Source organism: Enterobacter asburiae (assembly GCF_007035645.1).
Classification (GTDB): Bacteria; Pseudomonadota; Gammaproteobacteria; order Enterobacterales; family Enterobacteriaceae; genus Enterobacter; species Enterobacter asburiae_B.
The window spans coordinates 4290018-4304308 of the sequence record NZ_AP019632.1 but is presented as its reverse complement, the minus strand read 5'-3'; the positions used below and the strand labels follow the sequence as shown (position 1 = coordinate 4304308).

The 14291-nt window shown below is 61.0% G+C and carries 15 protein-coding genes; 6 read left to right on the top strand and 9 right to left on the bottom strand.

The annotated features are described in order from the left end of the window. The first annotated feature begins 1 nt into the window (after position 1). The 6 genes from arnC to arnF are packed head-to-tail and all read left to right on the top strand — an operon-like array spanning position 2 to position 6236. The gene (gene arnC, locus FOY96_RS20675; protein ID WP_029740674.1) at positions 2-985 is read left to right on the top strand and encodes an undecaprenyl-phosphate 4-deoxy-4-formamido-L-arabinose transferase; all 984 of its coding nucleotides are present in this window, start codon (positions 2-4) and stop codon (positions 983-985) included. Further along, positions 982-2964 (top strand): bifunctional UDP-4-amino-4-deoxy-L-arabinose formyltransferase/UDP-glucuronic acid oxidase ArnA, encoded by a 1983-nt coding sequence (arnA, locus tag FOY96_RS20670; RefSeq protein ID WP_143347670.1) that lies wholly within the window; start codon positions 982-984, stop codon positions 2962-2964. Before arnC ends, arnA begins: the two co-directional genes overlap by 4 nt. Further along, positions 2961-3863 carry a 4-deoxy-4-formamido-L-arabinose-phosphoundecaprenol deformylase gene (gene arnD, locus FOY96_RS20665; protein WP_047652920.1) on the top strand — a complete coding sequence of 301 codons (903 nt, stop codon included), beginning with the start codon at positions 2961-2963 and terminating at the stop codon, positions 3861-3863. Before arnA ends, arnD begins: the two co-directional genes overlap by 4 nt. Further along, positions 3860-5515, top strand: a complete 1656-nt coding sequence (arnT, locus tag FOY96_RS20660; protein ID WP_143347669.1) for a lipid IV(A) 4-amino-4-deoxy-L-arabinosyltransferase — start codon at positions 3860-3862, stop codon at positions 5513-5515. Before arnD ends, arnT begins: the two co-directional genes overlap by 4 nt. Further along, positions 5515-5850 (top strand): 4-amino-4-deoxy-L-arabinose-phosphoundecaprenol flippase subunit ArnE, encoded by a 336-nt coding sequence (arnE, locus tag FOY96_RS20655; protein ID WP_039263049.1) that lies wholly within the window; start codon positions 5515-5517, stop codon positions 5848-5850. The genes arnT and arnE overlap by 1 nt, the downstream gene beginning before the upstream one ends. Then, a complete protein-coding gene (gene arnF, locus FOY96_RS20650) occupies positions 5847-6236 on the top strand; it encodes a 4-amino-4-deoxy-L-arabinose-phosphoundecaprenol flippase subunit ArnF (RefSeq protein WP_143347668.1) in 390 nt (129 codons plus the stop codon). The genes arnE and arnF overlap by 4 nt, the downstream gene beginning before the upstream one ends. Here the strand turns inward: arnF and acpT are convergent. The 9 genes from acpT to FOY96_RS20605 are packed head-to-tail and all read right to left on the bottom strand — an operon-like array spanning position 6184 to position 14291. Beyond that, a complete protein-coding gene (gene acpT / locus FOY96_RS20645; protein ID WP_048977509.1) occupies positions 6184-6801 on the bottom strand; it encodes a 4'-phosphopantetheinyl transferase AcpT in 618 nt (205 codons plus the stop codon). The two genes, arnF and acpT, sit on opposite strands and share 53 nt — an antisense overlap. 2 nt (positions 6802-6803) lie before the next feature. Next, entirely contained in the window at positions 6804-8033 is a 1230-nt protein-coding gene (locus FOY96_RS20640; RefSeq protein ID WP_039263052.1) for a beta-ketoacyl-ACP synthase, read from the bottom strand. Further along, entirely contained in the window at positions 8030-8761 is a 732-nt protein-coding gene (locus FOY96_RS20635) for a 3-ketoacyl-ACP reductase FabG2 (RefSeq protein ID WP_032662188.1), read from the bottom strand. The genes FOY96_RS20640 and FOY96_RS20635 overlap by 4 nt, the downstream gene beginning before the upstream one ends. Continuing rightward, a complete protein-coding gene (locus FOY96_RS20630; protein WP_143347667.1) occupies positions 8758-9231 on the bottom strand; it encodes a hotdog family protein in 474 nt (157 codons plus the stop codon). Before FOY96_RS20630 ends, FOY96_RS20635 begins: the two co-directional genes overlap by 4 nt. Beyond that, positions 9228-10397, bottom strand: a complete 1170-nt coding sequence (locus FOY96_RS20625) for a beta-ketoacyl-[acyl-carrier-protein] synthase family protein (protein ID WP_143347666.1) — start codon at positions 10395-10397, stop codon at positions 9228-9230. Before FOY96_RS20625 ends, FOY96_RS20630 begins: the two co-directional genes overlap by 4 nt. A gap of 1 nt (position 10398) precedes the next feature. Next, entirely contained in the window at positions 10399-10977 is a 579-nt protein-coding gene (locus FOY96_RS20620; protein ID WP_047059874.1) for a DUF3261 domain-containing protein, read from the bottom strand. Continuing rightward, positions 10974-13298 carry an MMPL family transporter gene (locus FOY96_RS20615; RefSeq protein WP_143347665.1) on the bottom strand — a complete coding sequence of 775 codons (2325 nt, stop codon included), beginning with the start codon at positions 13296-13298 and terminating at the stop codon, positions 10974-10976. The genes FOY96_RS20620 and FOY96_RS20615 overlap by 4 nt, the downstream gene beginning before the upstream one ends. Then, the gene (locus tag FOY96_RS20610) at positions 13267-13872 is read right to left on the bottom strand and encodes an outer membrane lipoprotein carrier protein LolA (protein ID WP_143347664.1); all 606 of its coding nucleotides are present in this window, start codon (positions 13870-13872) and stop codon (positions 13267-13269) included. Before FOY96_RS20610 ends, FOY96_RS20615 begins: the two co-directional genes overlap by 32 nt. Then, positions 13869-14291: an acyl-CoA thioesterase gene (locus FOY96_RS20605; protein ID WP_023309526.1), complete on the bottom strand. Its 423-nt coding sequence runs from the start codon at positions 14289-14291 to the stop codon at positions 13869-13871. Before FOY96_RS20605 ends, FOY96_RS20610 begins: the two co-directional genes overlap by 4 nt.

The window sequence follows — 14291 nt, the reverse complement described above, 5'->3', positions numbered from 1 at the left end:
TATGTTCAGTGCACCGCCTGTACAAAAAGTTTCCGTGGTAATCCCGGTTTATAACGAGCAGGAGAGCCTGCCCGAACTGATCCGTCGTACAACCGCCGCCTGCGATACGATGGGCAAGGCTTATGAAATTCTGCTGGTAGATGATGGCAGTAGCGATAATTCCGCGCTGATGCTGACCGAGGCCGCGCAGGCCGAAGGCAGCCATATTGTTGCCGTGCTGCTCAACCGCAACTACGGCCAGCACTCGGCGATTATGGCGGGGTTTAGCCACGTCACGGGCGATCTGGTCATCACCCTGGACGCTGACCTGCAAAACCCGCCGGAAGAGATCCCGCGCCTGGTCGCCAAAGCCGATGAAGGCTATGACGTGGTCGGCACGGTACGTCAGAACCGTCAGGACAGTCTGTTTCGCAAGCTGGCCTCACGCACCATCAACCGCCTTATCCAGCGCACGACCGGTAAAGCGATGGGCGATTACGGCTGCATGCTGCGCGCCTACCGCCGCCATATTGTCGACGCGATGCTGCACTGCCATGAGCGCAGCACCTTTATTCCGATCCTCGCCAACACCTTTGCCCGCAAGGCAACGGAGATTCCGGTTCTGCACGCCGAGCGCGAGCATGGGGAGTCGAAGTACAGCTTTATGCGTCTCATCAACCTGATGTATGACCTCATCACCTGTCTGACCACCACGCCGCTGCGTCTGCTGAGCGTGTTCGGCAGCATCATCGCCGTGGCCGGGTTTGCGTTGTCCGTTCTGCTGGTGGTACTGCGCCTGGTCTTTGGCCCGCAGTGGGCGGCGGAAGGGGTCTTCATGCTCTTTGCCGTGCTGTTTATGTTCATCGGCGCCCAGTTTGTCGGGATGGGCCTTCTCGGTGAATACATTGGCCGTATTTATAACGATGTTCGCGCGCGTCCGCGCTACTTTATTCAACGTGTTGTCCGTCAGGAACACAAAGCATCTCAAGAGGAAATTCACCCATGAAAGCTGTTGTATTTGCCTATCACGATATGGGGTGCACGGGCACGCTGGCCCTGCTGGAAGCGGGCTATGACATTGCGGCAATATTTACCCATCCGGACACGACCGGAGAGAATAACTTTTTTGGCTCCGTGGCGCGTATCGCCGCCGAGCGTGGGATCCCGGTTTATGCACCGGACGACGTCAACCACCCGCTGTGGGTGGATCGCATCCGCGCGCTCGCGCCTGACGTAATCTTCTCGTTCTACTATCGCAACCTGCTCTCTGACGAGATCTTAGGTCTGGCCGCAAAAGGCGCCTTTAATCTTCACGGTTCTCTGCTGCCCGCCTACCGCGGCCGCGCTCCGCTGAACTGGGTGCTGGTGAACGGTGAAACGGAAACGGGCGTGACGCTGCACCGCATGGTGCGCCGTGCTGATGCGGGCGCTATCGTGGCACAGCAGAAGGTCGCTATTGATGCGGACGAAACGGCGCTGCAGCTGCATCAAAAGCTGAATGCAACGGCGCAGACGCTGCTGCGTGATGCCCTTCCAGGCATCCTCAACGGCACCTTCAGCGAGACCGAGCAGGATGAGAGCAAGGCAAGCAGCTTTGGCCGCCGCTCGCCGGAAGATGGTCGTCTGGACTGGAACAAGCCTGCCCGCCAGCTGCACAACCTGGTGCGCGCCGTAACCGACCCGTGGCCGGGCGCGTACAGCTTTGCTGGCGTAAGCAAATTTATCGTCTGGAAATCCCGCGTGCGTGACGACATCCCTGCTGCCAAACCGGGCACCGTCGTCTCCGTCTCCCCGCTGATTGTGAGCTGCGGCGAGCAGGCGCTGGAGATCGTCACCGGACAAACCGACAACGGCCTGTACGTTCAGGGCATGCAGCTGGCGCAGTCTCTGGGTCTGGTGGCCGGGGCGCTGATCACCAGCGCACCGGTTGTTGCCATCAAACGCCGTACCCGCGTGCTGATCCTCGGCGTGAACGGTTTTATCGGTAACCACCTGACGGAACGTCTGCTCAAAGACGATAACTACGAAATCTATGGTCTGGATATCGGCTCTGACGCCATCAGCCGTTTCCTCGATAACCCGCGTTTCCACTTCGTGGAAGGGGACATCAGCATCCATTCCGAGTGGATTGAATACCACATTAAAAAATGCGACGTGGTGCTGCCGCTGGTCGCCATTGCCACACCAATCGAGTACACCCGTAACCCGCTTCGCGTGTTCGAGCTGGACTTCGAAGAGAACCTGAAGATCATCCGCGACTGCGTGAAATACGACAAGCGCATCATCTTCCCGTCCACGTCTGAAGTGTACGGCATGTGTACCGATAAGAACTTCGATGAAGACACCTCCAATCTGGTGGTCGGGCCGATCAACAAACAGCGCTGGATTTACTCCGTCTCCAAACAGCTGCTGGACCGCGTGATTTGGGCCTACGGTGAGAAAGAGGGCCTGCGCTTTACCCTGTTCCGTCCGTTCAACTGGATGGGCCCGCGTCTGGATAACCTGAACGCGGCGCGTATCGGCAGCTCCCGTGCGATCACCCAGCTGATCCTGAACCTGGTGGAAGGCTCGCCAATTAAGCTTATCGAAGGCGGGAAACAGAAACGCTGCTTTACGGACATCAGCGACGGTATCGAAGCGCTGTTCCGCATCATCGAAAACAAAGATAACCGCTGCAACGGTGAAATCATCAACATCGGTAACCCGGAAAACGAAGCGAGCATTCGCGAGCTGGCAGAGATGCTGCTGGCCAGCTTTGAGCGCCATCCGCTGCGCGACAAGTTCCCGCCGTTTGCCGGTTTCCGCGAAGTGGAAAGCAGCAGCTACTATGGTAAGGGCTACCAGGACGTTGAGCACCGTAAGCCAAGCATTCGCAACGCGAAGCGCTGCCTGAACTGGACGCCGACGGTGAAGATGGAGCAGACCATTGACGAAACGCTCGATTTCTTCCTGCGCACCGTGGAGCTGTCGGAACAGGCCTCATGAAAAAAGTCGGTTTACGCATTGATGTCGACACCTTCAGGGGAACGCGTGACGGCGTACCCAAACTGCTGGAACTGCTGAGCAAGCACGATGTGCGTTCCAGCATTTTCTTCAGCGTGGGGCCTGACAACATGGGACGCCATTTATGGCGTCTGATTAAACCGGCATTTCTGTTCAAAATGCTGCGCTCGCGCGCAGCATCCCTCTACGGCTGGGATATTTTGCTGGCCGGCACCGCCTGGCCCGGCAGACGTATCGGCGCGGGTAATGAAGCCGTTATCCGTGAGGCGGCGCAGCATCATGAGGTGGGTCTGCACGCCTGGGACCACCATGCCTGGCAAGCCTGGGCGGGCGTCTGGGATATCCCGCGCCTGTCCCGTGAGGTCGAGCGTGGGATGCTGGAGCTGGAGGCCATTACCGGTCAGCCCGTGCGTTGCTCCGCCGTGGCGGGATGGCGTGCGGATCAGCGCGTCGTGAAGGCCAAAGAAGCCTTTGCGTTTCGCTACAACAGCGACTGTCGCGGAACCGGGCCCTTTTTGCCGCTGTTAGGCGAAAATCGCTACGGAACGGTGCAAATTCCGGTTACGCTTCCCACTTGGGATGAAGTGGTCGGGCGCGAGGTGAAGGCGGATGAGTTCAATCGCTACATTCTGGACCGCATCCATCGTGACGCCGGCACGCCGGTGTATACCATCCATGCCGAAGTGGAAGGGATTGCGTATCAGCATGATTTCGACGAACTGCTGACGATGGCCGCTCAGGAGGGCATTGAATTTTGTCCGTTGAGCGAGCTGCTGCCGGACGATCTCAGCACCCTGCCCGTGGGCAAAGTCGTCCGTAATGAAATGGCTGGCCGGGAAGGCTGGCTTGGCTATCAACAAACCGTGAGTCCGGTCCCATGAAAACAGCCCGTTATGGCTTAGCGCTTCTCGCACTGTTTATCGTTTACTACCTCATTCCGGTCGATATTCGTCTGCTCTGGCAGCCTGATGAAACGCGCTATGCGGAAATCAGCCGCGAAATGCTGGCATCCGGAGACTGGGTAGTCCCGCATTTTCTGGGGCTGCGTTACTTTGAAAAACCGATTGCTGGCTACTGGATCAACAGCATCGGGCAGCTGCTGTTCGGGCACACCAACCTCGCCGTGCGCGCCGGTTCTATATTCTCCACCGGGTTAGCGGCGCTGCTGGTCATCTGGATGGCATGGCGTCTCTGGCGAGATAAGCGGACCGCCATTTTCTCCGGTCTTATCTTCCTGACCCTGTTCCTGGTGTATGGCATCGGCACGTATGCGGTGCTGGATCCTATCATCACCCTGTGGCTGGTGGCGGCGATGTGCAGCTTCTGGCTGGCCTCACAGGCCCAAACCGTTGCCGGAAAAGCGGGCGGCTATGTGCTGCTTGGGCTGGCCTGCGGGATGGGGGTGATGACCAAAGGCTTCCTGGCGCTGGCGGTACCGGTGATTGGCGTGCTGCCGTGGGTAATCGCCCGGAAGCGCTGGAAAGAGGTGCTGATTTTTGGCTGGCTCGCGATCCTGAGCTGTGTGCTGATTGTTCTGCCGTGGGGGCTGGCTATTGCGCAGCGTGAGCCTGACTTCTGGCGTTACTTCTTCTGGGTTGAGCATATTCAGCGTTTTGCCCAGAGCGACGCGCAGCACAAAGCCCCGTTCTGGTACTACATACCGTTCCTGATCGCGGGCAGCCTGCCGTGGCTTGCGCTTTTGCCCGGTGCGATTCGTCTCGGCTGGAATGACCGACAAAACGCGGGTGGCGGATTCTATCTGCTGGGTTGGGTGGTGATGCCGCTGCTGTTCTTCAGCATTGCCAAAGGCAAGCTGCCGACCTATATCCTGCCGTGCTTTGCCCCGCTGGCGATCCTGATGGCGCGCTATGCCTGCCTCGCGGCGGAAAAAGGTGCCAGAGCGTTACGCATTAACGGCGGGATTAACCTGGCATTTGGCGTTATCGGCGTGGTGGCGGCGCTGGTGGTCTCGCCGTGGGGACTGTCTAAGCATCCGGTCTGGACGTCGGTCGAACTGTATAAAGTCTTCTGTGCGGTGGTGGCGTTCCTCATCTGGGCCGCGGTAGGCTGGTTTACCTTCAGACAGAGCCAGCAGCGCTGGTGGCTGGCGGCACTGTGCCCCGCAGGGCTGGCGCTGCTGATTGGTTTTGCCATTCCTAACCTGGTGGTGGATTCCAAACAGCCGCAGTCGCTGGTCGATACCGTGCGCGAGCCGCTTCAGGAAAGCCGATTCGTGCTGGCCAATAACGTGGGCGTGGCCGCGGGCCTGGCGTGGGAGCTGAAGCGTAATGACATCACGCTGTTTGGTCAGAGCGGCGAACTGCGCTACGGGCTGGATTATCCCGATGTGAAAGATCGTTTTGTCAGTGAGGACGACTTCGCGCAGTGGCTGGCAGCGCATCGTCAGCAGGGGCGCGTGTCGCTGGTCATGCTGCTGTCAAAACACGACGATATTTCACGGGCGAATTTACCGCAGCCGGACAATCTCTATATCCAGGGGCGTCTGGCCTTGCTGGAGTACCTGCCGAAGTGATGACCTGGATCTGGCTGATACTGGCAAGCCTGCTCAGCTGCGCGGGACAGCTGTGCCAGAAACAGGCCACCCGTCCGGCGAAAGCCGGGCGGCGCGGGGCGCACATCGCGCTGTGGCTTGGCCTGGCACTGCTGGCGCTGGGGAGTGGCATGCTGGTCTGGCTGGTGGTGCTGCAACGCCTGCCTGTCGGCATCGCGTACCCTATGCTTAGCCTCAATTTTGTCTGGGTGACGCTGGCGGCGAAGGCGTTCTGGCGTGAGCACGTTGCTGCGCATCACTGGCTGGGAGTAGGGTTCATCATCATTGGGATTGTTATCCTGGGAGGGAGCCTGTGAAAGGAGCGTTCTGCGCCTTATGCAGCGTGCTGTTAGTCAGCGCGGCGCAGCTGTTGCTGCGCAATGCCATGCAGGCATTGCCACCGGTCAGTGAGATCCTGGCGTTTGTTTCCGCGCTGTGGCACTTCTCGTCCGGCACGGGCGCGCTGCTGCTGGGGTTGACGGGGTACGTGGCCTCGATGGGCTGCTGGTATCTGGCGCTGCATCGCATGGCGCTCAGCAAAGCGTATGCCCTGCTGAGCCTCAGCTATATTCTGGTGTGGGGCGCGGCGATCCTGCTGCCGGGCTGGGGGGAGCGCTTCTCCTGGCACGGGCTGGTGGGCGTCGGGTTTATTATTCTGGGTGTGTTAGTGATTTTTCTGCCCCGAACGTCCCAACGTGAATAATCGACTCGTGGGTCAGGGTGTAAGGGGTCGATGTGCAGACGGCAAGGCTCAGCGAGCCGACCTGTAGCTGGCTGACCGCGTGCGTCTGCGCCGTGCTGTCGATGCTGACAATCTGCCAGGCGCTGCCGCCACGCTGTTTCACAATCGCTTCTTTCCGCGTCCAGATACGCCAGAAGGCGGAAAGCCGTTCCTCGGGCGCTTCACGCTCCAGCTCGTCATGCTCCGTCATGCTGAATACCGCATTAGCCAGCGCCTGCCAGTTCTTCCTCGGGCGAATCACTTCGATATCGCAGCCGACTTCGCCTTCATCGCTCATCAGCAGGGCGATATCGTCACCGCTGTGGCTCAGGTTGAACCACAGCGGATGACCCTTCGCAAAGGCCGGTTTCCCCTGCTCACCGTAAATGATGTCGGGGAGCGGGTGAGGGGATAACGTTCTGGCGAGCAGCGTTCTCCCGGCCAGCCAGGAGGCCTGTCGGGCACCCTGAGGCGCCCTGTCTGCGAGCGCTGACGCCAGCGGGTCCGCGCAAAGGGTGGAGATTTTTCCCAGTACAAACTGGTACATAGTTACGCCCAGCGTTTAATGATAATCGAGGTGTTGATGCCGCCAAACGCGAAGTTATTGCTCTGCAGATACTCGCAGTCAATCTGGCGGGCTTCTCCCATAATATAATCTAAAGCACCGCATTGCTCATCCGGCTGCGTTAAATTGAGCGTCGGGGCAAACCAGCCTTCACGCATCATCTGCAGGCTCATCCACGCTTCCAGCGCGCCGCAGGCACCCAGCGTATGGCCAAAATAGCTCTTCAGCGAGGAAACCGGCACGCTGTCACCGTAGATAGCGGCGGTGGCCAGGCTTTCGGCGATATCGCCGCGATCGGTGGCGGTACCGTGCGCGGAGATATACCCCATATCCCGGGCGCTTAATCCCGCCATGGCCAGCGACTGCTCCATGCAAATCTGCATGGTGTCACGCTGAGGCTGGGTGATATGGGCCGCGTCACAGTTGGTGGCAAAGCCCACGATCTCACCGTAGATTGTCGCCCCGCGCGCTCTGGCGTGCTCCAGCTCTTCCAGAATCAGGGTGCCTGCGCCTTCCCCAATGACCAGACCATCGCGCTGCGTATCGAACGGAGAAGGGGTGGTTTTGGGTTCGTCGTTACGCTGGCTGGTGGCAAACAGCGTGTCAAACACCGCCGCTTCAGACGGACACAATTCTTCCGCGCCCCCCGCGACCATCACGGTCTGATACCCGTGGCGAATCGCCTCCCAGGCGTAGCCAATCGCCTGGCTGCCGGAGGTACAGGCGCTCGACGTCGGGATCACGCGGCCGCGCAACCCAAAGAACAGCCCGGTATTCACCGCCGTGGTGTGCGGCATCATCTGGACGTAGGTTGTCCCGGTGATGTTATTGGTGTGCTTTTCGGTGAGCATGGTCGCGAATTCGCTGACCGGACCGGTGCTGCCTGTCGAAGAACCGTAGGCGATACCGGTTTGGCCGTTGGTGAGCACCGCTTCGCCAATCAGCCCCGCCTGTTCCAGCGCCAGCTCGGTGGCGCGGGTCGACATCAGCGACACGCGGCCCATGGCGCGAATACGCTTGCGGGTATAGTGTTCCGGCAGCGTGAAATCGTCGATCGGCGCGCCCAGCAGGGTATGCAGGCCATCGTACACCTGCCATTCCGGCATTTTACGCACCGCGTTTTCATACGCCAGCAGCCTGCTGGAAACGGATTGCCAGGTTTCGCCAAAGGCGGTCACGCCGCCCATGCCCGTAATCACCACGCGACGCGTCATAGCATGCCTCCGTTAATGGAAATGACCTGGCGGGTAACGTAGCCCGCAATATCTGACATCAGATAGCTTGCCAGCCCGGCGACCTCTTCAGCCTGGCCCATCCGTTTCATTGGGATGATGGACATGGCTTCCTTCAGCGCGGCCTCTTCCATCTCAATCATGCCGGTATCAATCAGCCCCGGGGCAATGCAGTTGACGGTGATTTTGCGTTTTGCCAGCTCAATCGCCAGCGCTTTGGTGGCGCCGATAATGCCCGCTTTGGCCGCGCTGTAGTTCACCTGCCCGCGGTTGCCCATCACGCCGGACACGGACGATAAGGTGATAATGCGCCCCCCTTTACGGGTGCCAATCATCGGCATAATGCAGGGGTGAATGACGTTATAAAAACTGTCGAGGTTGGTGTGGATCACGCTGTCCCAGTCGTCTTCGCTCAGCGCCGGAAAGGCGCCGTCGCGCGTAATTCCGGCGTTGCTGACCACGCCATACCATGCGCCATGGGCTTCAATCTCCTGCTCCAGCACCTCGCGGCACTGTTCGCGGTTGCCCACATCAAAGGCGAGTAAACGACCGTTGCCACCCGCCTGCGTGATGGCGTCCAGCGTCTCCTGCGCGCCTGCGGCATCACGATGGTAATGCACGCCTACGGTAAACCCGTCGGCGGCAAGCTGACGAGCGATGGCGCGCCCTATGCCTTTGCTGGCCCCGGTGACCAGTACGGAACGACTCATGCGTTAGATCCCTGATTAAAAAGCGATGTTAATTCTTCTGCACTCGGCTGGAAGGTGTTGACCCGGCCCGTGGCCAGCGTCTCTTCATTAGCGGAAATCGCGCATTCAAAGCTGCCGAAGCGTTCGTCCTGCATCAGCAGCTTAACGGTGATGTCCAGCGTCAGGCCTGCGGCGAAACGCCCGCTGGCGCAGACCAGCTCGCGCGCGCCGAGCACCATGCCCAGCGCGATATGATCCTGCCCCTGCTGCTGGCGATGCCAGCCTGACCAGACGCCGACGGTCTGCGCCATCAGCTCGAGCGCGTACCAGCCCGGCAGGTCGCCATCGGCGTTGAGAAACGGCGCCAGCACGCTTTGCCCGTTGACGGCCACGCGGCAGACCGCCGTGTCGTCCGTAACGTTCTCAACGGACCCCAGCAGCAGCATCGGCGGCTCGTGCGGCAGATAGGCTTCGGGTGATAAGTAGCTCATGAGGCTCTCCCCAGCAGAATGCTGGCGTTGTTACCGCCAAACGCGAACGAGTTAGACAAAATGACCGGCTTTTTCAGAGCGGTGCGCTGGTGCAGCAGGCCGCACGACGCCAGCGTGTCGTCCGGCGCGTAGCGGGCGAAGTCCTGCGGCGGCAACGGCAGATCGCGCGTCAGAATTAGCCAGCTCAGGGCCGCTTCGGTAATGCCGGCGGCGCCCAGCGTATGGCCGGTAAGGTGTTTGGTTGAGCTGCACGGCACGCTTTCCCCGAAGAGATCGTGAATCACCTGCGATTCAATCTGATCGTTGAGCGGCGTGGCCGTGCCGTGCAGGTTGATGTAGCCGATATCCTGCGGCTGTATACCCGCTTCGTTAAGCGCCTGCGCGATAGCCCTTATCGCCCCTTCACCCTGCGGATGCGGGGCGGAAATATGGTACGCATCGCTGGATTCGCCCGTTCCGAGCAGCGCCACGTCCGCGGGCTCCCGGCTCAATACCATCAGCGCGGCGGCTTCACCAATGGTGATCCCCCGGCGGTCGCGACCAAACGGCTCGCAGAGCGTAGGGGAGAAAGATTCAAGGCTGTTAAAGCCGTTGACGGGCATCCGGCTCAGGGTATCGGCCCCGCCGACAATGGCGATGTCCACCAGCCCGGCTTCAATCAGACGTTTACCGCCGATCATCGCCCGCGCGCTGGAAGAGCAGGCCGTGGAGATCGTATAGGCCGGGCCTTCGAGCTGAAGCCAGTTGGCGAGGAAGCGGGACGGATCGCCAAGCTCCTGCTGCGGATACTGCCAGCGCGTACTGCTCTCGCCGTCGGTCATGTGGCGCACGTGCTCATCGCCTTCGTCCAGCCCGGAGGTGCTGGTTCCCAGCACCACGGCTACGCGGTCGCGACCGACGCGGGCGATGGCCTCGTCAACGGCGGGCTGAATCTGCGCCAGCGCGGCCAGCAGCAGCTGGTTATTGCGGGTGCGGTGTGCGGCGAAGGCGTCCGGGATGGGCGGAAGCTCGCCTTCCACGCCGCCCAGTACGGCTTCGGGTAAACCCTGCAACCAGCCGGTCCGGGCGTGCATCCCCGGCGCCACGCCTGCCGTCAGGTTCGCGGCAATCTCGTCAGGCGAGTTGCCCAGCGCGTTGACCATGCCAACAGCGGATATATAAATCATCTCAGTCACCCAGATATTGAATGGTGATGTGGTATTTAAAGACGTGTTGCTCGATGCTGATCGGCTCGCGCTTGCCTTTGCGCTGCAGGTAGACAATCTCCGTCACCAGCTTGCCGCTGGCGTTACGCAGCTCGCGCCGATCGCCATTGTCCGTTAACGTCCAGCCCTTCGGCAACTGCGGCTGCCAGACGCTAATCGGCCAGTGGCTGAGCATCACGTCGGCCAGCACCTGGCTGGCGGGCGGCAACTGCGGCACGACGATCGACTGCTCGGTATGAATACCGGTCTCATCGTACGTCGCCAGGAACAGGCGAATGCCCACGGAAGAGAGCCCGGCCAGCGTGACCTTATGCGCATCCGCGTTGAGCATCACCAGCAGGGACTGCGTTTGTCCGTTAAAGCTGCCGGTCAGCAGCTGCTGGGAGCTTACCGCCGGGCTGATGCCGGGCGGCGGCAGCGTCACTCTGGTGCCCGGCTGGAGCCAGGCCTGAGGCCGCGTCTCTTTGGTATCGGTCGAATGGCTGCAGCCTGCCAGCAGCAGCGCCGCGGCCAGCGCAACGGCGCGGTAAAAAGCGTTCATTTACGTTTTCTCTCTTTCTTATCCGGCATCGCCAGCGGAGCCAGCAGGAAGGCGGTAAAAATACCGCTCACCAGCACGATGCCAAAGCTGCTGATGGCCTGGGTGGCGCTGAAGACGAGCATGCCCAGCGTCAGCAGCGTGGTCATCATGGCCAGCGTAATCGCCAGCATCGAGGTCAGTGGCGTACCGCGCGGGTTGCTGAAAAACAGCGTGTAGTTAATGCCAATGCCGAGCACCAGTACCAGCGCCAGCAGTGAGAACAGATTCACCGGGTGGCCCGTTACGGCCAGCACCGCCAGGCCGCAGCTCAGCGACAGCACGGACGGCACCAGGCTTATCAGCCCTTTACGCAAGCCGAGGCGCAGCATCGCCCCGCAGGCAATCACTGCCAGCGCGGCAAACAGTAGCCCCGTCAGCAGCGTGCGGTAGAGGGCAAACAGGCTGTCAAAGCTGGCTTTGCGATCGACCCAGACGACGCCGTCATGGCGCGCGGCCAGTTCACCGAGGTAAGCGCTGTTTTTCGCGCCGTCCACCGGCACCAGCACGCCGCTTTCCCCGTTGGGCAGGGTCAGCCAGAGCAGACGCCAGCCTTCGCTGGCCGGGCTTTCAAGCCACGCGTCCACGCTGACCGGCATGGCGTCGAGATTCGGGGATACGGCGTTGAGCCCGGCGCTTTTCAGCACGTTAGTTACCGCAGGGGCAGCCTCGCGCAGCAGCTTCAGATCGCTTTTCTGGCGCGCCAGCGAGTTCAGCGGCAGCGTACGCCAGCGGGCGATCTCTCCGACTTTCTGCGCCTGTGCCAGCGCCGGGGTAAAGGCTTCCAGCCGTTCCAGCGTTTGCTGAGGCGAGGCGCCATGAACCACAAACCATTTCTGATCGACGCTCTGTCCGGTCAGGGCGGTAATGGCCTTCTCCTGCGCCAGAATATTTTTCGGCAGCGCCTGCAGCTGTGCGATGTCGTCGTCCACCCTCAGGGTGCTCATCCCCACGGCGGAGAGCAGCGCCAGCGCGACGGGCAAACCCACGGACAATTTTTTATTGCGTCGCCACGCGGCCAGCCAGCGCAGCATGATAACCATCAGCGGAACCGGGCGCACCGGTAAACCCCGGCACAGCCACGGATGCCAGAAAATCACCGTCAGGCAGGAGGCGCTCAGCCCCACGGCGGCGAACACCGCCATCTGGCGGATCCCGGGGAAGGGGGCCAGCATCATAATCAGGTAGGCGGCGACGGTCGTCAGCAGCGCCAGCAGCAGCGCATTGCGTACCTTGGCCAGGCTTTGCCAGGGGGAATATTCCGCGCCGTGCACCATCCGTTCGGTCAGGTAGTAGAGCGTGTAGTCGGCTGAAATACCGATGATGCTCATGCTCATCACCAGCGTCATCAGGTGCAGTTCGCCAAAGAGCAGCAGCGTCACCACCGTGCCCGCCAGCGCGCCGATGGCAATCGAGAGCACGCTCAGCAGCAGCGGGCGCAGAGAGCGGAACACCGCGACGATGAGCAGGAACACGCCAAGCAGGGTGGCGATGCCCAGCGTCGAGACGTCGCGTTTGGCCTGCTGGCTGGCGTAATCGCTGTAGAACACGGTCCCGCGCGAAAGCAGCTGCGCCTGGGGGTAACGCGCTTTTAGCCTCTCCTGCAGCGCGTTAAGCGTCGTCACCAGCCGGTGGGTCTGCTGCATATCAAATGACGAGCCCGCCAGCTCGCCGTGCAGCAGATACCAGTAGTTTCCCGCCTCATCCTGTGTGACCAGCCAGCCGTCCATCAGCCGCAGCTTCTGGCCGTTTTGCGCCAGAGCGAGCTGCGAGCCGCGCATCAGCATCAGGGGATCGTTTTGCAGCTCTTTGCCGCTGACGCCGGAAAAGGCCGAATAGAGCTGAGATAAAATCCACTGCGCCTGCGCTTCTCCGCCGTTTTGCAGGCGGGCGCGGGTGGCGGGATCGATCAGGCCATTTCGGTGCTGCCAGAAGAACTCTCCCCAGGCCTTTTGCCCGGCGGCGTCCATCGGGCCTTTGACCTCGCTGAGCGAATCGCTGCTTTGCAGCAGCGCCAGCCACTGCTGCGCCACGCGCGGATCGGGCTCTTTGCCGGGGCTGACCAGCCAGACCAGCTGGCGGTCGAGACGCTGCATAAACCCGTCGTTGAGCGCCGGCGGGATCGCCCCCAGCGTCTGCTTCGGCAGCATGGCCAGCACGCTGCTGTTCAGACGCGCGCCGGGCAGCAGCGACAGCAGCACGCCCAGCAGAATCAGGCATAGCGTGGCCCACAGCAGCGCCGGGCGCAGGGATTTACGGTGCGGCAAAGCGTTGGCGTTCGTCATCGGTCAGGCTGGCGGGCGTCAGTTGGTGGCGTGAAAGGGCGATATCGGTAAGGTCGCCCTGTTTATCGTTGAGGCGAATCGTCTCCAGATAGGTCGCGCCGCCCAGATCGAGGGTGGCGAAAATCTTGTCCAGCGGCGTCGTTTTTGGCGTAAGCACCAGCGACCAGCGGCCCGCGCCCAGGTCTTTAAAATCGATGCGGAAGTTCTCTTCAAGCACCCTGCGGTCGGCCTGGAACAGGGCCCGCAGAAGATGGTTGAACTGGAACATCTGCGGATTATTGTCGGCGGTGACGGTCTGCGGCGGCTGGCCGTTAATGGCCTGAACCATCCGCTTGTCATCGAGCAGGAGCGTCATCGGAAACGGCGCTTTTTGGTCCCACAGCAGGCCGCTGTCGCGGGCGATCAGCATCTCGCCCTGCGAGCGCAGCGGCTGCGGCATATCTTTTATGGTGCGAACCTGTTCGAAGTGCGCGCGCACGACGGGCTGCCCGGTGAAGCGCTGCTGCAGTTCATCCAGCGTCACGGCGCTGACCAGCGGGCTGACGATCAGCGCCAGCAAAGGCCACCATTTCATGGCGTCACTCCCATTCGTTCAAACAGTATTGCCGGGCTCACAAAGCACATCTCGCGGGTGGCTTCTTCCACCGCTACCTGGATGGTGTAACCGGTGGTGGTGCGTTTGCCGGTCTGCGCATCGAAAATTTGATAGGCAATGCGCAGGCGGTTTTCATACTCTTCAACGTGCGCGCGGACGCGAATACGTTGCTCAAAGGTCACCGCATCGCGGTATTTCACCCGGGTATCGACGACGGGCCAGACGTAGCCGGAGGCCTTCATCTGGCGATAGCCATAGTCAAACTGATTGAGCAGCGCCTCGCGGGCGATCTCAAAGTAGCGGAAATAGTTACCGTGCCAGACCACGCCCATCATATCGACGTCGTGGAACGGAACGGTGATCTCAACTTCAGTCGTAAAGCGGGGATCGGTCAGCAC

Bases quoted from the DNA above. Each gene is read 5' to 3' on its own strand.
- arnC (WP_029740674.1), top strand. From the start codon at position 2: ATGTTCAGTGCACCGCCTGTACAAAAAGTTTCCGTGGTAATCCCGGTT.
- arnA (WP_143347670.1), top strand. From the start codon at position 982: ATGAAAGCTGTTGTATTTGCCTATCACGATATGGGGTGCACGGGCACG.
- arnD (WP_047652920.1), top strand. From the start codon at position 2,961: ATGAAAAAAGTCGGTTTACGCATTGATGTCGACACCTTCAGGGGAACG.
- arnT (WP_143347669.1), top strand. From the start codon at position 3,860: ATGAAAACAGCCCGTTATGGCTTAGCGCTTCTCGCACTGTTTATCGTT.
- arnE (WP_039263049.1), top strand. From the start codon at position 5,515: ATGACCTGGATCTGGCTGATACTGGCAAGCCTGCTCAGCTGCGCGGGA.
- acpT (WP_048977509.1), bottom strand. From the start codon at position 6,801: ATGTACCAGTTTGTACTGGGAAAAATCTCCACCCTTTGCGCGGACCCG.
- FOY96_RS20640 (WP_039263052.1), bottom strand. From the start codon at position 8,033: ATGACGCGTCGCGTGGTGATTACGGGCATGGGCGGCGTGACCGCCTTT.
- FOY96_RS20635 (WP_032662188.1), bottom strand. From the start codon at position 8,761: ATGAGTCGTTCCGTACTGGTCACCGGGGCCAGCAAAGGCATAGGGCGC.
- FOY96_RS20630 (WP_143347667.1), bottom strand. From the start codon at position 9,231: ATGAGCTACTTATCACCCGAAGCCTATCTGCCGCACGAGCCGCCGATG.
- FOY96_RS20625 (WP_143347666.1), bottom strand. From the start codon at position 10,397: ATGATTTATATATCCGCTGTTGGCATGGTCAACGCGCTGGGCAACTCG.
- FOY96_RS20620 (WP_047059874.1), bottom strand. From the start codon at position 10,977: ATGAACGCTTTTTACCGCGCCGTTGCGCTGGCCGCGGCGCTGCTGCTG.
- FOY96_RS20615 (WP_143347665.1), bottom strand. From the start codon at position 13,298: ATGACGAACGCCAACGCTTTGCCGCACCGTAAATCCCTGCGCCCGGCG.
- FOY96_RS20610 (WP_143347664.1), bottom strand. From the start codon at position 13,872: ATGAAATGGTGGCCTTTGCTGGCGCTGATCGTCAGCCCGCTGGTCAGC.